Below are 19604 nucleotides of genomic sequence, written 5' to 3' on the forward strand. Positions count from 1 at the left end.
CTATTTTGTATAAAAATATCAAAATTATTTTCCTTTTTGTAAATTTATGGCTTTATTGTGATCATCTATATTTGTGCTAAAAATATGAACTCCAGTATTTTTATCACGCACAAAATATAAATAATCTGTCTTTAAAGGAAAAATAGCTGCACGAATAGCAGCTAAAGAAACATTACAAACCGCTTCTTTAGGCAATCCTGTAAATTTATAGGTATTATAAAAGCTATTATCTTGTCTTATTCTTTGTGGGGTAACTTTTACATGGGAGTAAATTCCATAATTTAAAGTTCCATCCATTTGAAGCTTCATACCTTTTTTAAGTCGATTGTAAATTACGCTTGCAACTATAGGCATTTCATTGTCATTAGCAGCTTCTTTTTGTATTACAGAAGCGATGATGATATATTGGTGCCATTTTTTTGGATTATAATCACCAAAAATTTTCTCAGAAGTTTTTTTATTGGAAATTTCAGCATGGTTTAAAAGCATTTGAATGAGTAGATTTTCTGTAATGCCTTTCGGGATTTTATAAGTTTCTGGTAAAAAAACTCCTTCATCATAAGGAGCTTGAGCTTGAAATTCTTTTAAAAGTATATCTTTATCAAGTCCAAGTTGTTTGGCTGCTTGTTCTAGAAAGATTACGCTTGTTTCTCCTGGGATAAGAGTAATGGTTTGAAGTGCTGCTTTAGCAATAGTGAGTTTATGTAGAAATTCAGCTCTATTTAAATCTTTTGTACCTATGTTGATCCAGCCTGATTGAGGGTGTCCTAAAAAAAATAAAATATATTTATCAATATTACTCATCTGATATTTATTTTGCTTTAAATATGTTATAATTTGAGAAATTGAACCTTGGGGAATAAATACCACAGAATTGCTTTTTAAAGGCTGAGTTAGATAATAAAAAATCCCCAAAATAAATATCAAAAAGAAGTTGCGTATGAAAAAGAAAATTTTATATATTGTTGTATTTTTTGTTGTGCTTATATTAGCTTTGTTTATAGTGCTTAAAAATGGAATTGTCATCTCTAGTATCCAATTTGATTTTTTAAAATTGGAACAATTATATATTAAATTAGATAAAAAATTAATTGTACGAGCAAAAAATATCACTATAAATGAGACTCAAAATTCCGAAATTTCATCACAAACCCACTCTTCTGATAATGCTTCAACAGAGATTTTAAAAATAACAAAAAATTTAAAATATCTATATACTTTTGTTAAAGAGATTGATATACAAAATTTAAATATAAAAGATAATCATGTGCGTATTTTATTTAAAGATAATGAATTTTTTATAGATAATGATTTATTGTTTTTAAAATTAACATTACAGCGTCAAAATAAAGAACTTATAGCTGATATTAAAAAACTTTTATTAAAAGATTATGATTTAAGTATTGATGGAAATTTAAGCATCAATACTAAGAGCGAGTTTTATTATTTTCAAGGTAGAGCAAGTGGAGAATTGCTTGACTTTAACGCAAGCATCTCTTACAAAGATAAAAATTTAGCTTATAAAATAGAAGATTTAAACATTAGAAATATTACGGAAATTTTTAAAAGAGTTAATAAAAGAATAGAACTTCCGCAGAGTTTAAATCTTTGGGTAGCATATAGGGCTAAGGGAGAATTTTATCATTTAGATTATTTGCAGGGCTTTATAGATTTTACTAAAGATAATTATTATTTAGACAATATTAGTGCATCAGGTTATGTTAATAATGTCAAAGTTCGCTTGGATGATAAAATGAATGCTATTGAAATTCCAAAACTCGATTTAAATTTAAACAAACAAAAGCTCGATTTTGTCTTTAATAAAGCTTTCTATAATGGTGCTGATTTAAGTTCTAGTAAGGTTTATCTATATGATTTGTTTGATGAAAAAAAAGTTGGGATTTATTTGCGCATTAAGTCTGATAATCTAAAATTTGACGAAAAACTTGCTAAAGCTTTAGAGGATTATCATTTTTCACTACCTTTTTATCAAAAAAGCGGAAAAATTAAAAGTGATTTGGAGCTTAAAATTGATTTTCATGATAAGGGTGAAATTTCTTATAGTGGTATTTTAGCTTTAGAGAATGCTAGTATTTCTTTGGCTGATTTTAATATTACAAAAGCATTTGTAAAATTAAATCAAAATGATTTAAATATAGAAAATGCCAGTGTTAAAAATGGCTTTTTAGAAGCTGATTTTAATGCTAAATTTGACTTACAAAAACAGCAAGGAAATTTCAATACTCAGATTTCAAGGCTTTATTTTGACAATGGAGAGCTTTTAGATTTAAAAAATCAAAATGTAGAAGTAAAATTAGATTATTCGCAAAATGTTAACATTAGCATTCCTCAGTGGAATTTGATTTTAAATTTTAAAGATGGACTTGAGGCTAATCTTAATAATCCTAAGATTTTATTTTCATTTTCTCCATTACTTAAAAAGCTTGGGTTTATCGATGCTAAAAATGTTTATTATAAAACTTTAAATTTTGAAGATTTTAATGCAAGTGTTAATGATGCTTATTTTAAAAATAATTTACTTATCAACGGTCAAACTCCTTATGAAAATGATAGCTTTGATATTGTAAAAAATAAGGGCATTATGGAAATTCATACTCAAAGTGATACAGCAAGTGCTAAAATAAGTTCTGATAATAAAGAAATTCATTTAAAAAATTTAAGTTATATTTATAGAAAACATTCCAACTCTTCAAATTCAACATTTGATATTGCTACTAATACCCAAAATATTAGTTTTGGTGGAGCAAATGTAGCTTTAATTTTGGCAGATTCTAATAAAACTTTGGCTTTTGATAGAGTAGAAGCTGATTTAAAAGGCAATGCTTTAGATCTTAAAGGTTCTAGAGGAAATGCAAAATTTGATCTTTATTATTCTTCTAATGATTTAAATTTAAACGTTAGCAATATTGATGATAATTATTTAAATGAGTTTTTACAAAAACAAGCTGTTCAAGATGGAGTGTTTAACTTAAGTATAAAAGGAAGTGGATTGGAGTATTTTGATGGACAGATCGATTTTAAAAATACTTATGTGAAGGATTTAAGAGGTATAAATCAGCTTATTTCCTTTATCGATACTGTACCAAGTTTATTGATGTTTAAATCTCCAACTTTTAATCAAAAAGGTTTAAGCTTACATGATGGAAAGATTATTTTTAATAGAAAAAAAGATCTTTTAAGTGTTTTGGCTATTAATTTAAATGGCGATAGTGTAGATATATATGGTTTAGGATCAGCAAATTTAAGATTAAATACAGTGGATTTTAGTTTAGAGCTTAAAACTTTAAAATCAGCTTCAGAAGCTATATCCAAGGTTCCAATTTTAAATTATGTAATTTTAGGTAAAAATCAAGAAATTAGCACAAACTTAAAAATAGATGGAAGTATAGATGACCCTAAATTTCATACCGAAATTTTAACAGATACTCTAAAAACCCCTTTTAATCTTATTAAAAATATCATACAACTTCCTGCTAATTTACTTAATTAAAAATATTTAAAGTTTGTTTGAAAACTAAAACAAACTTTAAACTTACTCTTGCATTTTTTTTTATTTGTAATATACTTAAAAATGAAAATAAAAATAAGTATTTTAAAGGACTAAAAATGCAAATTACTTATACCTTAACAGATGAGTCTCCAGCTCTTGCGACTTATTCGTTTTTGCCTATAGTGAAAGCTTTTTTAAGTAGGGCACATATAGGAGTAAAAACCTCGGATATTTCTTTGTCTGGAAGGATTTTAGCTACTTTTAGTGAGTATTTAAAAGAGGAACAAAGATGTGAAGATGCTTTAGAACTTTTAGGTGAGCTTGTCAAAAGATCGGATGCAAATCTTATTAAAACCCCAAATATTTCAGCTTCTATTCCTCAGCTTAAGGCGGCGATTAAAGAATTGCAAGATAAGGGTTACATGTTACCAAATTACCCAGATGAGCCAAAAAATGATGAAGAATTGCAAATTAAAACAAAATATCAAAAAGTTTTAGGTTCAGCGGTTAATCCTGTATTAAGACAAGGAAATTCAGATCGTCGTTCAACAAAAGCGGTAAAAGATTATGCAAAAAACAATCCTTATCGTGTGGTTGAGTTTAATCCAAACTCAAAAACTCGTGTTTCTTACATGAAAGAAGGGGATTTTTTCTCTAATGAAAAAGCGGTTTTAATCGATCAAGATTGTGTGGCTAATATAGAATTTACAAGCGTTGATGGTAAAAAAGAAATTTTAAAAGAGGGCTTAAAACTTGAAAAAAATGAAATTTTAGACGCTACTTTTATGGATGTGCAAAAACTTCAGGAATTTTATGCAAAAGAAATTAAAGCAAGCAAAGATGATGATGTGCTTTTTTCTTTGCATTTAAAAGCTACAATGATGAAAGTAAGTGATCCTATACTTTTTGGTTATGCGGTAAAAGTATTTTTTAAAGAATTATTTATCGAATTTCAAGATGAATTTGAAAAATTAGGCATTAATCCAAATAATGGTTTAAGTGAGCTTTTAAGTAAGATCGAAAATTCAAGCAAAAAAGATGAAATTTTAAAAAAATACAATGAAATTTTAGCTAAATCTGCAGATATTTCTATGGTAAATTCAGATAAAGGCATTACAAATCTTCATGTTCCAAGCGATGTTATCGTTGATGCTTCTATGCCTGCAATGCTTAAAAATGGCGCAAGATTGTGGGATAAGGAAGGTAAGGAAAAGGACACAAATGCTGTAATTCCTGATCAAACTTACGCAACTATTTATGAGGCAGTTATTGAAGATTTGCATAAAAATGGTACTTTAAATCCTTCAAAACTTGGCAGTGTATCTAATGTAGGTTTAATGGCTAAAAAAGCTCAAGAATATGGATCGCACGATAAAACCTTTGTGGCTAAAGAAGAAGGAACTTTTAAAATAGTTTCTAACGGTAAAGTTTTATTAGAACATAAGGTTAGAAAAGGTGATATTTATAGAGCTAATCAGGCTAAATTTGATGCAGTGTTAAATTGGATTGATTTAGGTATAGAAAGATCAGAACTTAGTGGAGCCGAAGCTATTTTTTGGTTAGATAGCAAAAGAGCTAGCAATAAAATCATGATAACTTTGGTACAAAATCGTTTAAAAGAAAAGGGTAAAAATGTAGCCATTTTAACTCCAAAAGAAGCTTGTTTAAGAAGTTTAGAGTTAATCCGAGAAGGTAAAGATGTTATTTCTATCACGGGTAATGTTTTAAGGGATTATTTAACCGATCTTTTTCCTATTTTAGAGCTTGGAACAAGTGCAAAAATGCTTTCTGTTGTGCCTATGTTAAATGGTGGAGCTATGTTTGAAACAGGAGCAGGGGGTTCAGCACCTAAACAAGTAGAACAATTAGTCGAAGAAAATCATCTGCGTTGGGATAGTTTGGGTGAATTTTTGGCTTTGCAAGCAAGTTTGGAATTTTATGCAAATAAGTGTGGCAATCATAAAGCTAAGGTTTTAGCAGAATGTCTTGATGAGGCTATAGGCGAATGGCTTGAAAATAATAAAGCTCCATCAAGAAAAGTCAAAGAAGATGATAATAGAACAAGTCATTTTTATTTAGCAATGTATTTTGCAAATCATTTAGCAAGACAGGCAAGTGATATGGAGCTTCAAAGCTTTTTTAAAGATATTGCCCTAGAGCTTTCTTCTAATGAAGAAAAAATCAGAGCCGAATTTAACGATGCACAAGGTGTGAAAGTGGATTTGGGTGGGTATTATAAATTTGATGATGAAAAAGCAAATAAAATTATGCGTCCAAGTGCAACTTTTAACGCTATTTTAGAAAAAATAGGACAAAGATGAAAATCACTGTTATAGGGGCTGGCAATGTAGGTTCAAGCGTAGCTTATGCTTTGATTTTAAGAGAAATAGCAAATGAAATTGTTTTAGTAGATATTAACGAGGATTTGCTTTACGCAAAAGAACTAGAGCTTACTCAAAGCATAGCTGCTTTAAATTTAAATATAGATTTACTTTGCACTAAAGATTATACTCATACCAAAAATTCAGATATAGTGCTTTTTAGTGCAGGTTTTGCTAGAAAAGATGGGCAAAGTAGAGAAGAATTGCTTCAGTTAAATACAAGCATTATGCTTGATTGTGCTAAAAAAATTAAAGATTTTACAGAAGATCCGCTTTTTATTATTTTAACTAATCCTGTGGATTTTCTACTTAATACTCTTTATGAAAGCGGGATTTTTTCATCAAAGAAAATTATAGCCATGGCGGGTGTTTTAGACAATGCAAGATTTAAGTATGAACTTGCCAAAAAACTTAATGTCAAAATGTCAAGAGTGGATACAAGACTTATTGGTTTTCATAATGATGATATGGTTTTGGTAAAATCTTACGCAAGTGTTAAAAATAAAAATATAAGCGAATTTTTAAATGAAGAAGAATTTGAGGATTTAGAAAATGAAGTTAAAACAGGTGGAGCTAAAGTAATCAAACATCTTAAAACTTCAGCTTATTTAGCCCCTGCTAGTGCTTGTATAAGAATGCTTGAGTCTATAAGAAGTGGCGAGTTTTTACCTATGAGTGTGATTTTACATGGAGAATTTGAAGTGCAAAACAAAGCCTTGGGAGTTATGGCAAGATTAGGACTTGAAGGTGTGATTGAAATCATGAAAATGGATCTTAGTTTGCAAGAAAAAGACAAATTAGAAAAATCTTTAATCAAATATCAATATAAAGGAGAATAAATGAACATACATGAGTATCAAGCAAAAGCAATTTTTGTAGACAATGGCATCCCTACCTTAAAGGGAAAAGTTGCATTTAGCGTAGATGAAGCTGTGGCTAATGCTAAAGAATTAGGCGGTAGTGTTTGGGCAGTTAAAGCTCAAATTCATGCAGGAGGCCGTGGTCTTGGTGGTGGTGTTAAAATCGCTAAGAATTTAGATGAGGTAAAAGATTATGCAAGTAAAATTTTAGGAATGAATTTAGTAACTCATCAAACAGGACCTGAAGGCAAACTTGTGCAAAAACTTTATATAGAAAGTGGTGCTAATATAGTAAAAGAGTATTATTTGGCTATTTTGTTTAATAGAATGGCAGAGCAAATTACCATTATCGCTTCAAGTGAAGGAGGGATGGATATAGAAAAAGTAGCCAAAGAAAGTCCTGAAAAAATTGCAAAAGTAGGTATTGATCCACAAATTGGATTTAAAATGTTTCATGGACTTGAAGTAGCGAGAGTTTTGGGACTTGATAAAGATGAAGGCAAAAAACTCATTTCTATGATAGCTAAACTTTATAAGCTTTACATGGATAAAGATATGAATATGCTTGAAATTAATCCTTTAATTAAAACTGCAGAAGGGGATTTTTATGCCCTTGATGCAAAATGCAGTTTTGATGATAGTGCGCTTTATCGTCATCCTGAAATTGCTGAACTTAGAGATACTACTGAAGAAAATCCTGCTGAAAGAGAAGCGGCTGAATTTGGTTTAAGCTATGTGAAATTAGATGGAGATGTAGCTTGTATGGTAAATGGTGCGGGTCTAGCAATGGCAACTATGGATATTATTAATTATAGTGGTGCAAAACCTGCAAATTTCTTAGATGTAGGTGGGGGAGCTTCTCCAGAAACTGTTGCAAAGGCTTTTGAAATTATTTTAAGAGATAAAAATGTAAAAGTTATATTTATCAATATCTTTGGTGGTATTGTTCGTTGTGATAGGATAGCAAATGGAATTTTAGAAGCTACTAAGAATGTTGAGGTAAATATTCCAATTGTAGTGCGTCTTGATGGCACTAACGCAGCAGAAGCAAAGACAATTTTAGATAATTCAAATCTTAAAAATATCAAAGCAGCAACCAATCTTAAAAACGGTGCAGAGCTTGTAAAAAGTTTAGTAGGATAAGGATGGAAAATGAGTATATTGGTTAATAAAAATACAAAAGTAATAGTTCAAGGTTTTACAGGTAAAGAAGCAACTTTTCACGCTGAGCAATGCATGGCTTATGGTACAAATATAGTTGGAGGTGTCACCCCTCATAAAGGCGGACAAACTCATTTAGGTAAACCAGTTTTTGATACCGTTGCAGATGCGGTTAAAGCAACAAAGGCTGATGTGAGCTTGATCTTTGTCCCTGCTTTTGCTGTGGGTGATAGCGTGATTGAAGCAGCTGATGCGGGTATTAAGCTTGCAGTTGTAATCACCGAGCATACGCCTGTAAAGGATATGATGTTTGCTAAGCAATATGCTAATAAAAAGGGTATGAAAATCATTGGACCAAATTGTCCAGGTATTATCACTTCTGAAGAATGTAAATTAGGTATTATGCCAGGTTTTATTTTTAAAAAAGGTTGCGTGGGGCTTATTTCAAAAAGTGGAACTTTAACTTATGAAGCTGCTAATCAGGTAGTTCAAGGTGGTTATGGAATTTCTACTGCAGTAGGAATTGGTGGTGATCCTATCATAGGTCTTGCTTATAAAGAACTTTTAAGTGAATTCCAAAAAGATGATGAAACTAAAGCTATTGTAATGATAGGTGAAATTGGTGGTAGTTTGGAAGTGGAAGCGGCTAAATTTATTAAAGAAAATATTAGCAAACCTGTGGTAGCATTCATTGCAGGTGCAACTGCTCCTAAAGGCAAAAGAATGGGGCATGCAGGTGCCATAGTAGGAAGTGCTGATGAAAGTGCTGCAGCTAAAAAAGAAGCTTTAAAAAGCTATGGAATTCATGTGGTGGATTCTCCGGCTTTGATTGGTGAAGAAATTCAAAAAATATTAGGTTAATAAAGGAAAAAAACATGAGTATGACAGCTCCAAAAGATACCCCTGTTTGGGTAGATGAGCATAGATGTAAAGCATGTAATATTTGTGTTAGCTATTGCCCCGCTGGGGTTTTAGCTATGCGCGATGATGTGCATGCGGTTTTAGGACAAATGATAGAGGTGGTACACCCTGAATCCTGTATAGGCTGTACCGAGTGTGAGACACATTGCCCTGATTTTGCTATTATGGTGGCAAAAAGAGATGAATTTAAATTTGCCAAACTTACTGCTGAGGCTAAAGATAGAGCTGTAGCCGTAAAAAATAACAAATACAAAAAATTAGCATAGGAAAAATAATGAGAGAAGTTATAGCAACAGGTAATGTTTTAATCGCCAAAGCTGCGATTGATTGTGGATGTAAATTTTTTGGAGGTTATCCTATTACTCCTAGTAGTGAGATAGCTCATGAATTAAGCCATATGCTTCCTGCAAATGATGGAACTTTTATACAAATGGAAGATGAAATTTCAGGTATTAGCGTGGCTATTGGTGCGGCAATGAGTGGAGTAAAATCCATGACTGCAAGTAGCGGTCCTGGAATTTCTTTAAAAGCAGAGCAAATAGGACTTGCATTTATTGCTGAAATTCCACTTGTGATTGTAAATGTTATGAGAGGTGGTCCTTCAACAGGTCTTCCAACTCGTGTAGCACAAGGAGATTTGTTTCAAGCTAAAGCACCAACTCATGGGGATTTTGCAAGTATTGCTATTGCTCCTGCAAGTCTTGAAGAAGCTTATACAGAAACCATTAGAGCGTTTAATTTAGCTGAAAAATATATGACTCCAGTATTTTTACTTATGGATGAAACTGTAGGGCACATGAATGGTAAAGCGGTTTTACCTGATTTAAAAGATATTAAAGTATATAACCGTAAAAAATTTGAAGGCGATAAAAAGGATTATAAACCTTATGCAGCAGGAGAAAATGAGCCTGCAACTTTAAATCCTTTCTTTACAGGTTATCGTTATCATGTTACAGGACTTCATCATGGAGATATAGGTTTTCCAACTGAAGATGGAGTTATAGTGAAAAAAAATATGGAAAGACTCATAGGTAAAATAAAAAACAATCAAGAAGATATTTGTACTTATGAAGAGTATATGCTTGATGATGCTGAATTTTTAATCATTGCTTATGGAAGCGTGAGTCGTTCAGCAAAAGAAGCTATACAAAGATTAAGAGAGCAAGGGATTAAAGTGGGGCTTTTCCGTCCGATTACTCTTTATCCAGTGGCTGAGAAAAAAATCGCTGAAGTTGTAAGCAAATTTAAAAAAGTAATGGTAAGCGAGCTTAATATGGGACAATATCTTGAAGAGATTGAAAGAGTAACTTCGCGTCGCGATTTTATTAGTTTGCACCGTGCAAATGGTCGTCCTATCACTCCAAGTGAAATTATTGCTAAGGTAAAGGAGAATATATAAATGGCTTTTAATTATGATGAATATCTAAGAGTAGATAAAATGCCTACTCAATGGTGTTGGGGATGTGGCGATGGTGTTGTTTTAAAATGTATTATCCGCGCGATAGAAAAACTTGGTTGGAATATGGATGATGTTTGTCTTGTTTCGGGTATAGGTTGTAGTGGCAGAATGAGTTCTTATGTAAATTGCAATACAGTTCATACAACTCATGGTAGAGCAATAGCTTATGCAACAGGTATTAAATTAGCCAATCCTAGTAAACATGTTATTGTAGTAAGCGGAGATGGGGATACTTTGGCAATTGGTGGAAATCATACTATACATGGTTGTCGCAGAAATATTGATTTAACCCACATTGTGATCAATAACTTTATCTATGGACTTACGAATTCCCAAACAAGCCCAACCACTCCAAAAGGTTTTTATACAGTAACAGCTCAATTTGGAAATATTGACCCTAATTTTGATGCGTGTGAATTAACTAAAGCTGCAGGAGCTTCTTTTGTGGCAAGGGGTAATGTGATCGAAGCTAATAAGCTTGAAAATTTAATTTATAAGGCTTTAGCGCATAAGGGTTATAGTTTTGTAGATGTTTTTTCAAATTGTCATATCAATCTAGGCAGAAAAAACAAAATGGGCGAAGCTGTAGCTATGCTTGATTGGATTAAAAATCGCGTTGTGGATAAAGCTAAATTTGAAAGCATGGATTTTGAAGAAAGAAAAGATAAATTTCCAACAGGAATTTTACATGAAGATAATTCTCAGCCAGAATACTGCCACGCTTATGAAGAAGTACGTCGTGCAGCCAAAGAAAAAAGAATGGTGGATTTAGGAGCTTTAAAATGAAATATCAATTAAGATTTGGCGGTGAAGGCGGACAAGGTGTTATCACCGCAGGAGAAATTTTAGCAGAAGCAGCCATTAAAGAAGGTCGTCAAGCTTTTAAGGCTTCTACTTACACTTCACAAGTGCGTGGTGGCCCCACTAAGGTGGATATTATCATCGATGATAAAGAAATTTTATTTCCTTATGCTGTAGAAGGGGAAGTAGATTTTATGCTTTCGACTGCAGATAAGGGTTATAAAGGTTTTCGTGGGGGTGTAAAAGAAGGAGGTATTATAGTTGTAGAGCCAAATTTAGTACATCCTGAAAGTGAAGATTATAAAAAATGGCAAATTTTTGAAATCCCTATTATTACCATAGCTAAAGATGAGGTAGGAAATGTGGCTACTCAATCAGTTGTTGCACTTGCAATTGCTGCTTATATGAGCAAATGTATAGATTTAGATGTTTTAAAAGAAACTATGCTTCATATGGTTCCTGCAAAAACTCGTGATGCAAATGCTAAAGCTTTTGATCTGGGTGTAAAATACGCCACTCAAGCAAAACCATATTCATAATAAATTCCGCATCATGCGGAATTTAACTTCTAAAATTTTACACATTGCAAATAAAATTTAAATTTTAATTATTTTAATTTAGCTACTTTTAACGATTAAAATTTTATAATCAAAAACTTATATTTTCAAGGAAAATTAATGGATTTTTTTGATGAAATGTTTAATAAAACTCCAAAAGAAAAATTTATAGAAATTATACAAAATGGAAATTTAGGAGCCTTAGAAAAAGTTTTTGAGGAATTTTTTGCTGATCATATTGCCATGGTGGAACTTTTGGAAAAACAAGGTTTAACAGAAATGGATGTAAAAAATTTCATATTAGAAAATGGTGATTTTATAGAAGAAAGGCAAAATGATATTTATATAGAATTGGGCGCAAAAATTTTAGGACACGAAGGCTAAAATTGTTTAAAATAAGCCCTTGTTTAATTTGTATTTTTTTTATTTTTAGTAATGTTTTAGCATCTGAACCAACTTTTGATTATACTTATAAATTTATACTTAAAAAAGATGAGAGAGCTAGTGTGCAGATTAAAGAAATAGGCTATGAAGATAAGGTGCAAAATTTTGATTTTTATTGGACTTTGTTTGATAATACTAATATCATCGTACATTCGAAATTTCGCAAATATCCGCGTCAATTTGTGATGAGTTTAAGAAGAAATTTAGATTGGGTAACTCAAACTTTAATACCTGATTATACTAATCCACATATTGATAGAGCAAGACTTATTTTAGAATTTAGTGGTTATAATAAAGGTTTGGCAACTTTTACGGTTTATATAGAAGATAAGGAATCTCGCTTAATGGTAGAATTTTTAGATCCGAGAAAAAAAGCTTTACAAAATCCACCGCAAAATAATCAGGTTGTTCCTATGATTAATTTTAACGAACCTCAGGTAAAACCATTAACAAGCAAAGAAAATAATAATAGCAATTAACAAGGAAAAGATAGTGCAAAAAATAGATGAATTAATAAAACAGTTTTTACAAGAGCTTGGCTATGAACCTATTTTAAATATGCTTTCAAATGTAAAATCAGGAAAGAAATTACGCTCTAAATTATTATTAGCTATCGCAGATGAGAGTGAGATTGCTTTTAAAATTTGCGCAGCTATAGAATTGATACATCTTGCTAGTTTATTACATGATGATATTATCGATGAGAGTGAATTAAGGCGTGGAGCAAGATCTGTTAATGCTGAATTTGGTACAAAAAATGCTCTTATGTTGGGCGATATTTTGTATTCAAAAGCCTTTTATGAATTAAGCAAAATGGATGCTAGATTTGCAAGTATTATTTCAGATGCTGTTGTAAAGCTTGCTATAGGCGAACTTATGGATGTTGATTTGGGAGAGAAATTTAATATCAATAAAGAAGCTTATTTGAAAATGATCTATAATAAAACAGCTGTTTTGATTGAAGCAAGTGCTAGATGCGGAGCTATTTTGGCTGGATTATATGAAAAAGATTTTGCAGAATATGGTAAAAATTTAGGACTTGCTTTTCAGATGATTGATGATATTTTAGATATTAAGAGTGATGAAAAAATTCTTGGAAAACCTGCTATGAATGATTTTAAAGAGGGTAAAACTACCTTGCCTTATATTTATCTTTATGAAAATTTACAAGAACAAGATAGGATATATTTGCAGACTTTATTTAAAAAAGATTTAAATGAAAATGAAAAAGAATGGCTAAAAACTAAATTTGAAGAACAAAAAGCTTTAGAAAAAGCTATTTTAGAAGCTAAAACTTATGCAAAAAAGGCTAGAAAAGCAATTGAAAAATATGATAATAACAAGCTTAATGATATTATTAAAGCTATGATAGATAGGGAATTTTAATGTATTATTGTATATCTTTTACTCATAAAAATACAGATATTGCCTTAAGGGAAAAGTTAAGCTTTTCCAATGAAGCTAAAAAAAGTGAGTTTTTAAAAATCATTAGCACTCATGAAAATATTGAAGAATGTTTGGTTATAAGTACTTGCAATCGTGTTGAAATTGTTGCTTTTGTAAAAATGGCCTGTGCGGAGTTTATTGTTAAATCTTTGGCTTTACTTTGTGATGTTGATAAAGATATTTTACTTGAAAAAGCTGATATTTTTGAAGATAGTGGAGCAATCCACCATCTTTTTTCTGTAGCAAGTTCTTTGGATAGTTTGGTGGTTGGAGAAACTCAAATAGCAGGACAATTAAAAGATGCCTTTGCTTTTGCTGTAAAAAATAATTTTTGTGGAGTACACCTTTCAAGAGCAGTACATAGTGCTTTTAAATGTGCTGCTAAGGTACGCAATGAAACTCAAATTTCTAAAAATTCTATTTCTGTAGCTAGCGTTGCCGTGGCAAAAGCAAAAGAACTTGCAGATTTAACGCAAAAAAAAGCTGTTGTTATTGGAGCTGGAGAGATGGGAGAACTTGCGGCAAAACATTTAATTGCTGCGGGTGCTAAGGTGATTATTTTAAATCGTGATTTACAAAAAGCTAAAGATTTGTGTGAGAGACTTGGTGTTTTAAGCGAATATGATAGTTTAGAAAATTTAAAAAAATATTTAAATCAATACGAGTTTTTTTTCTCAGCTACCAATGCACCAAATGCTATTATTACAAATTCTTTAATAGAAGAACTTTCTTATAAAAGGTATTTTTTTGATATTGCAGTTCCAAGGGATATTGATATCAATGAAAATGAAAATATATCTGTTTTTGCTGTAGATGATCTTGAAATTGTGGTTCAAAAAAATTTAGCACTAAGAGAACAAGAAGCTCGTATGGCTTATGGGATAATAGGTCGTGAAACAAGTGAATTTTTTAGGTATTTAAACGATTTGGCTTTGATGCCTATTATCAAAGCTATACGCTTGCAAGCTAAAGAATATGCAGATAAACAACTTGAAATTGCGTTAAAAAAAGGATATTTGAAAAAATCTGATAAAGAAGAGGCTAGAAAGTTGATTCATCAAGTTTTTAAGGCTTTTTTACACACGCCTACTGTAAATTTGAAACATTTACAAGGTAAAATGCAAAGCGATACAGTGATTAATGCTATGCGTTATGTTTTTGATTTGCAAAATAATCTTGAAGGTTTAAATCAATATAAATGTGAATTTGATATGGAGAATAATGATGAGATTTACTAAATTTTATGCACCAAGTTTAAAAGAAGCGCCAAAAGATGCGAGTTTACCTAGTCATATTTTTTTAACGCGTGCGGGTTTTGTAGAACAAATTGGTAGCGGACTTTATAATTTCTTGCCTTTGGGAAAAAGAGTTTTAGACAAGATTAAAAATATAGTTAAAGAAGAAATGGATAAGGCTGGAGCACAAGAAGTAAATCTTAGTTTTATCACTCCTGCAAGTTTGTGGCAAGAAAGTGGGCGTTATAATGTTTTTGGAAAAGAACTTTTGCGTTTTAAAGACAGAAAAGAAAATGAATTTGTTTTAGGTCCAACACATGAAGAAGCTATGCTTTCTTTGGTAAAAAACAAAATCACAAGCTATAAACAACTTCCTTTGCACTTATATCAAATTGGACTTAAATTTCGTGATGAAGCAAGGCCTAGATTTGGGCTTTTAAGATGTCGTGAATTTCTAATGAAAGATGGATATAGTTTTCATGCTAATGAAGAAGATTTAGGGCGTGAGTTTGAGCTTATGTATAAAACTTATTCTCAAATTTTACAAAGAATGGGGCTTGATTTTAGAGCAGTTGAAGCTGATAGTGGGGCTATTGGTGGAAGTGGTTCTAAGGAATTTATGGTTTTGGCAAAAAATGGGGAAGATGATATTTTAATTTGTGAAAATTGTGATTATGCGGCTAATGTTGAAGCTGCAAAAAGAGCTAAAAAAACTTGTCAAGATGAGCGTCCTGAAGCAAATTATGCAAGTAAATTTCACACTCCAAATATTAAAACTATAGATTCTTTAGCACAATTTTTTAAAATTAATGCTTTTTATACGATTAAAGCAGTGGTAAAAAAAGCTATTTATGAAAATGAAAGCAAATTAGTTGTGTTTTTTATAAGAGGAAGTGATGATTTGCAAGAGGTTAAGGCTCAAAATGCTTGCAGTGCCCTTGAACTAGTCGATGCGAGCGAAGAAGAATTGGAAAAAGCTGGCTTAGTAGCTGGTTTTATAGGTTTTGTGGGATTAAAAGATATAGATTTTTATATAGATTTTGAGCTTGAAAACGAAAAGCAAATGATTATGGGTGCGAATGAAAAGGATTATCATTTAATCGGTATTGATGTTGTAAATTTAAATAAAGATCGTTTTAAAGATTTGATTGAAGTTAAAGAAGGGGATTGCTGTGTTAAATGTGGAGCAAAATTAAAACAAAGTAAAGGTATAGAAGTAGGGCATATTTTTAAGCTAGGACAAAAATATTCCAAAGCGATGAATGCAAATTTCTTAGATGAAAATGGCAAAAGTCAGCCTTTTTACATGGGATGTTATGGCATAGGTGTTTCACGCTTGTTGGCTGTAGCTATTGAAGCAAGTCATGATGAAAAAGGATGTATTTGGAATAAAACTTTAGCTCCTTTTGTGCTTGAAATTATTGTTTCAAATCTCAAAGATGAAAAGGCTTTAGAATTTGCTAATAAGCTTTATGAGGATTTAACTAATCTTGGATTAGAGGTATTGCTTGATGATAGAAATGAGCGTTTTGGGGTTAAAATGAATGATTTTGAACTTATGGGCTTTCCTTATGCGTTAGTTGTTGGCAAGGGATTAGAAAAGAATGAAATAGAGCTTATCCAAAGAGAAGGTTTGATAAAAGAACTTATAAAAACTGATGAACTTATGGAAATTCTTAAAAAGAAAGTGTTATGAATTATAAATTAAGTTTAAGCCCTTTATTTGTACTTGAAATTATTGCAAGTATACTTTTTATAGTGTTTTTTGGTTTTGGTAATTTTTTATTTTTCATACTTTTGAGTATGATTTTTGGTGCGGTTTTATTGGGAATTTTTTGGAAAAATATGCTTGAATTTCAAATGGGTGGCTTAAAGGATATGTTAACACAATTTTCTTTTGTTATCGCAGGGTTTTTACTTGTTTTTCCAGGGATTATTACAAGTGTTTTTGGAATTTTTGTATTTTTCTTTGGTATTGCTTTGAAATTAATAACTAAATCAAAATATCAATACACCAAGCAAGAGTATCAAAATTCTAATGAAGAAATTATTGATGTTGAAATTATAGAGGATAGAAAATGAAGCTTATTATCGCAACAAGAAAAAGTCAATTGGCTCTTTGGCAAAGTGAGCATGTAGCCCAAATTTTAAAAAATACACATCAAATTGAAGTGCTTTTAGAAGGTTTTAAAACAAAAGGCGATGTTTTGCTGGATTCTCCTTTGGCAAAAATTGGTGGTAAAGGACTTTTTACAAAAGAACTTGAAGAAAGTATGTTAAGAAAAGAAGCACATTTAGCAGTGCATAGTTTAAAAGATGTGCCTAGTTTTTTTCCTCAAGGTTTAGTTTTGGCAGCGGTAAGCAAAAGAGAGCAAAGCAATGATGCTATGCTAAGTCAAAATTATAAAGATTTTCTTTCTTTACCAAAAGGTGCAAAAATAGGCACTACTAGTCTTAGACGCAAGATGCAGCTTTTATTATTAAGACCTGATTTAGATATTATTTCTTTGCGTGGTAATGTCAATTCTCGTATAGAGAAATTAAAAAATAATGATTTTGATGCGATTATTTTGGCAATGGCGGGAATTAAACGCTTAAACTTAGATAAGCAAGTGAATTTTGTTTATGAATTTAGCAAAGATGAGCTTATTCCTGCGGCTTCTCAAGGAGCTTTAGGTATAGAAAGCATAAATGATGAAAAAATTTTAGAACTTTTAAAATGTTTAAATGATGAAAATGCTTTGATTGAAACAAGCATTGAAAGAGAATTTATTGCTACTTTAGAAGGAGGTTGTCAAGTTCCTATAGGTATTAACGCAGAGCTCTTGGGAGATGAAATTTGTGTGCGTGCGGTACTTGGACTACCCGATGGAAGTGAAATTTTAAAAGATAAGAGAATGATTAAAAAGAATGATTTTAAAGGTTTTGGAGAGAGTTTGGCTAAGGAGTTTATTGCTAAAGGTGCTAAAGAACTTTTAAAAAAAGCTGAGAGTATGATATGAAAGAATTTATTCAAATTTTAAAAGAAAATGATCTTTTAAGGGTAATTGAAGAGCCTGTAGATGTAGATCTTGAAATCGCTCATTTAGCCTATATAGAAGCTAAAAAAGGAGAAAAAGGGAAGGCTTTATTATTTAAAAATCCTATAGATAAAAAATTAAATAAACAATATAAATTTCCTGTTTTGATGAATACTTTTTGCAATGAAAAGGCTTTAAATTTAGCTTTTGGACGTGATTATGAAGAGGTGGCTGAAGAAATTTCAAAACTCACCAAGCTTCATATTCCTACGAGTTTTAAAGCAAAAATGGATTTTTTTATGAATTTGTTAAGTTTTAAAAATATTCCTCCTAAAAGACTGAAAAAAAATAAAGCCTTGTATGATTATGAAATTTTAAACTCACTTGAAGAACTTCCCATACTAAAAACTTGGGAAGATGATGCGGGTAAATTTATTACCATGGGGCAAGTTTATACACAAAATTTAGATAAAACTCAAAATAATCTTGGAATGTATCGTTTGCAAATGAGTGATAAAAATGAACTTTTAATGCATTGGCAAATTCATAAAGATGGGGCAAATTTTTATCACGAATACAAAAATGCTGGTTTTAAAAAAATGCCTGTAAGTATAGCCATAGGTGGAGATCCGCTTTATATTTGGTGTTCTCAAGCACCTTTACCTAAGGGAATTTTTGAACTTTTACTTTATGGTTTTATTAAAAAAACTCCTGCAAAAATTACTCCTTGTGAAAATGGTATTTTTATACCTTATGATAGTGATGTGGTTATTGAAGGTTATGTGGATTTAGAAGAGTTTAAAATCGAAGGTCCTTTTGGAGATCATACGGGTTTTTACACTCCTGCTGAACTTTTTCCTGTGATGAAAGTAGAAAAAATTTATGCTAAAAAAGATGCGATCTATCAAGCAACGGTTGTAGGAAAGCCTCCTTTAGAAGATAAGATCATGGGACTTGGTACTGAAAGAATTTTTTTACCTTTGCTTCAAACTTCAGTACCTGATTTAATTGATTATAATATGCCTGAAAATGGGGTCTTTCATAATCTTATCTTAGCAAAAATCGATGCAAAATATCCCGCTCATGCGCAACAAATTATGCATGCATTTTGGGGAGTAGGGCAAATGAGTTTTGTTAAGCATGCAATTTTTGTGGATAAAAATGCACCTTCTTTGAAAGATTATGATGCTTTAATTCCTTATATGTTAGATCGTTTTAATACAAAGAAAATTTTAATTTCAGAAGGAATTTGTGATCAATTAGATCATGCTTCACCTAATTCTTGTTTTGGGGGTAAAGCAGGACTTGATGCTTGCGAAGAAATACAAGTTGAAGAGCTTGAAATTTTAGAAGATGAAAAATTACTAGAACTTTTTAAAACTAAGGTAGAACTTTTAAATTTAAAGCAATTTTATAAAGAAAGTAAAAGTCCTATAGTTTGTATTTTGCTTGATAAAAAAGAAAAAATCGAACAAAGTTTTGATAAACTTTTAGAATTTAAAAAACATTTTAGGATTTTAGTGTTTTTAGATGCTGAAAATAAGCTTGAAAATTCTTATATGCTTGTTTGGCGTGTGGTAAATAATATAGATGCTAAAAGAGATATTTTTATCAAAGAAGAAAGACTTGGAGTAGATGCAAGTGCTAAAGGTGAAGCTGAGGGTTATTTAAGAGCTTGGCCTAAGCAAACAGATTGCACTAAAAGCGTGATAGAAGATTTGATCTTGCGTAATATTTTAGAAAATAATCCAGATCTTTTTAATAAATTTGAAATTTTTTAAGATAATTGAGATTTATTTTAAAATTTT

18 protein-coding genes are annotated in these 19604 nt (G+C 31.0%); 17 read left to right on the plus strand and 1 reads right to left on the minus strand.

The features are described 5' to 3' along the window. Positions 1 to 24: 24 nt before the first annotated feature. Positions 25 to 1026, minus strand: coding sequence for an endolytic transglycosylase MltG (mltG, locus tag FBF06_RS02935; protein ID WP_002859925.1), 1002 nt, complete (start codon positions 1024 to 1026; stop codon positions 25 to 27). On the opposite strand from mltG, the gene FBF06_RS02940 reads away from it, so the two are divergent. The 17 genes from FBF06_RS02940 to FBF06_RS03020 all read left to right on the plus strand — a co-directional run bounded on the left by FBF06_RS02940 (position 941) and on the right by FBF06_RS03020 (position 19577). Next, positions 941 to 3511 carry a DUF3971 domain-containing protein gene (locus FBF06_RS02940; protein ID WP_002887685.1) on the plus strand — a complete coding sequence of 857 codons (2571 nt, stop codon included), beginning with the start codon at positions 941 to 943 and terminating at the stop codon, positions 3509 to 3511. The two genes, mltG and FBF06_RS02940, sit on opposite strands and share 86 nt — an antisense overlap. A 116-nt stretch (positions 3512 to 3627) precedes the next feature. Further along, positions 3628 to 5832 carry an NADP-dependent isocitrate dehydrogenase gene (locus FBF06_RS02945; RefSeq protein WP_002867678.1) on the plus strand — a complete coding sequence of 735 codons (2205 nt, stop codon included), beginning with the start codon at positions 3628 to 3630 and terminating at the stop codon, positions 5830 to 5832. Beyond that, complete coding sequence (locus FBF06_RS02950) at positions 5829 to 6731, plus strand: malate dehydrogenase (RefSeq protein WP_002859069.1); 903 nt, start codon at positions 5829 to 5831, stop codon at positions 6729 to 6731. Before FBF06_RS02945 ends, FBF06_RS02950 begins: the two co-directional genes overlap by 4 nt. After that, positions 6732 to 7895 carry an ADP-forming succinate--CoA ligase subunit beta gene (gene sucC / locus FBF06_RS02955; protein WP_002858590.1) on the plus strand — a complete coding sequence of 388 codons (1164 nt, stop codon included), beginning with the start codon at positions 6732 to 6734 and terminating at the stop codon, positions 7893 to 7895. A 9-nt stretch (positions 7896 to 7904) separates the two neighbouring features. After that, a complete protein-coding gene (sucD, locus tag FBF06_RS02960) occupies positions 7905 to 8774 on the plus strand; it encodes a succinate--CoA ligase subunit alpha (RefSeq protein WP_002855278.1) in 870 nt (289 codons plus the stop codon). A 14-nt stretch (positions 8775 to 8788) separates the two neighbouring features. Beyond that, positions 8789 to 9100 carry a 4Fe-4S binding protein gene (locus FBF06_RS02965; RefSeq protein WP_002854819.1) on the plus strand — a complete coding sequence of 104 codons (312 nt, stop codon included), beginning with the start codon at positions 8789 to 8791 and terminating at the stop codon, positions 9098 to 9100. Positions 9101 to 9108: 8 nt separating this feature from the next. Beyond that, entirely contained in the window at positions 9109 to 10233 is a 1125-nt protein-coding gene (locus FBF06_RS02970) for a 2-oxoglutarate synthase subunit alpha (protein WP_002858560.1), read from the plus strand. Then, complete coding sequence (locus FBF06_RS02975) at positions 10234 to 11079, plus strand: 2-oxoglutarate ferredoxin oxidoreductase subunit beta (RefSeq protein WP_002854895.1); 846 nt, start codon at positions 10234 to 10236, stop codon at positions 11077 to 11079. Then, on the plus strand, positions 11076 to 11633 hold the full coding sequence (locus FBF06_RS02980; protein WP_002812564.1) for a 2-oxoacid:acceptor oxidoreductase family protein: 558 nt from the start codon (positions 11076 to 11078) through the stop codon (positions 11631 to 11633). The genes FBF06_RS02975 and FBF06_RS02980 overlap by 4 nt, the downstream gene beginning before the upstream one ends. Positions 11634 to 11771: 138 nt before the next feature. Continuing rightward, positions 11772 to 12035, plus strand: a complete 264-nt coding sequence (locus FBF06_RS02985) for a DUF2018 family protein (RefSeq protein WP_002854834.1) — start codon at positions 11772 to 11774, stop codon at positions 12033 to 12035. A gap of 2 nt (positions 12036 to 12037) precedes the next feature. After that, positions 12038 to 12574, plus strand: a complete 537-nt coding sequence (locus FBF06_RS02990; protein WP_002858491.1) for a hypothetical protein — start codon at positions 12038 to 12040, stop codon at positions 12572 to 12574. 13 nt (positions 12575 to 12587) lie between these two features. Next, complete coding sequence (locus tag FBF06_RS02995) at positions 12588 to 13481, plus strand: hexaprenyl-diphosphate synthase (protein WP_002864642.1); 894 nt, start codon at positions 12588 to 12590, stop codon at positions 13479 to 13481. Further along, positions 13481 to 14779, plus strand: coding sequence for a glutamyl-tRNA reductase (hemA, locus tag FBF06_RS03000; protein WP_002854989.1), 1299 nt, complete (start codon positions 13481 to 13483; stop codon positions 14777 to 14779). Before FBF06_RS02995 ends, hemA begins: the two co-directional genes overlap by 1 nt. Beyond that, positions 14763 to 16472 carry a proline--tRNA ligase gene (locus FBF06_RS03005; protein ID WP_002859934.1) on the plus strand — a complete coding sequence of 570 codons (1710 nt, stop codon included), beginning with the start codon at positions 14763 to 14765 and terminating at the stop codon, positions 16470 to 16472. Before hemA ends, FBF06_RS03005 begins: the two co-directional genes overlap by 17 nt. Next, positions 16469 to 16858 carry an FxsA family membrane protein gene (gene fxsA, locus FBF06_RS03010; RefSeq protein WP_002854991.1) on the plus strand — a complete coding sequence of 130 codons (390 nt, stop codon included), beginning with the start codon at positions 16469 to 16471 and terminating at the stop codon, positions 16856 to 16858. The genes FBF06_RS03005 and fxsA overlap by 4 nt, the downstream gene beginning before the upstream one ends. After that, the gene (gene hemC / locus FBF06_RS03015) at positions 16855 to 17778 is read left to right on the plus strand and encodes a hydroxymethylbilane synthase (RefSeq protein WP_002820769.1); all 924 of its coding nucleotides are present in this window, start codon (positions 16855 to 16857) and stop codon (positions 17776 to 17778) included. The genes fxsA and hemC overlap by 4 nt, the downstream gene beginning before the upstream one ends. Further along, positions 17775 to 19577 carry a menaquinone biosynthesis decarboxylase gene (locus FBF06_RS03020; RefSeq protein ID WP_002867682.1) on the plus strand — a complete coding sequence of 601 codons (1803 nt, stop codon included), beginning with the start codon at positions 17775 to 17777 and terminating at the stop codon, positions 19575 to 19577. Before hemC ends, FBF06_RS03020 begins: the two co-directional genes overlap by 4 nt. Positions 19578 to 19604 lie beyond the last annotated feature (27 nt).

Origin of the sequence: Campylobacter sp. CFSAN093227, from assembly GCF_012897855.1 — a bacterium.
Lineage (GTDB): Bacteria > Campylobacterota > Campylobacteria > Campylobacterales > Campylobacteraceae > Campylobacter_D > Campylobacter_D jejuni.

Coding starts and splice junctions, on each gene's coding strand:
- FBF06_RS02945 (WP_002867678.1), top strand. CDS start 3,628: ATGCAAATTACTTATACCTTAACAGATGAGTCTCCAGCTCTTGCGACT.
- sucD (WP_002855278.1), top strand. CDS start 7,905: ATGAGTATATTGGTTAATAAAAATACAAAAGTAATAGTTCAAGGTTTT.
- sucC (WP_002858590.1), top strand. CDS start 6,732: ATGAACATACATGAGTATCAAGCAAAAGCAATTTTTGTAGACAATGGC.
- hemA (WP_002854989.1), top strand. CDS start 13,481: ATGTATTATTGTATATCTTTTACTCATAAAAATACAGATATTGCCTTA.
- FBF06_RS03005 (WP_002859934.1), top strand. CDS start 14,763: ATGATGAGATTTACTAAATTTTATGCACCAAGTTTAAAAGAAGCGCCA.
- FBF06_RS02940 (WP_002887685.1), top strand. CDS start 941: ATGAAAAAGAAAATTTTATATATTGTTGTATTTTTTGTTGTGCTTATA.
- FBF06_RS02950 (WP_002859069.1), top strand. CDS start 5,829: ATGAAAATCACTGTTATAGGGGCTGGCAATGTAGGTTCAAGCGTAGCT.
- mltG (WP_002859925.1), bottom strand. CDS start 1,026: ATGACAATTCCATTTTTAAGCACTATAAACAAAGCTAATATAAGCACA.
- FBF06_RS02970 (WP_002858560.1), top strand. CDS start 9,109: ATGAGAGAAGTTATAGCAACAGGTAATGTTTTAATCGCCAAAGCTGCG.
- hemC (WP_002820769.1), top strand. CDS start 16,855: ATGAAGCTTATTATCGCAACAAGAAAAAGTCAATTGGCTCTTTGGCAA.
- fxsA (WP_002854991.1), top strand. CDS start 16,469: ATGAATTATAAATTAAGTTTAAGCCCTTTATTTGTACTTGAAATTATT.
- FBF06_RS02965 (WP_002854819.1), top strand. CDS start 8,789: ATGAGTATGACAGCTCCAAAAGATACCCCTGTTTGGGTAGATGAGCAT.
- FBF06_RS02975 (WP_002854895.1), top strand. CDS start 10,234: ATGGCTTTTAATTATGATGAATATCTAAGAGTAGATAAAATGCCTACT.
- FBF06_RS03020 (WP_002867682.1), top strand. CDS start 17,775: ATGAAAGAATTTATTCAAATTTTAAAAGAAAATGATCTTTTAAGGGTA.
- FBF06_RS02980 (WP_002812564.1), top strand. CDS start 11,076: ATGAAATATCAATTAAGATTTGGCGGTGAAGGCGGACAAGGTGTTATC.
- FBF06_RS02985 (WP_002854834.1), top strand. CDS start 11,772: ATGGATTTTTTTGATGAAATGTTTAATAAAACTCCAAAAGAAAAATTT.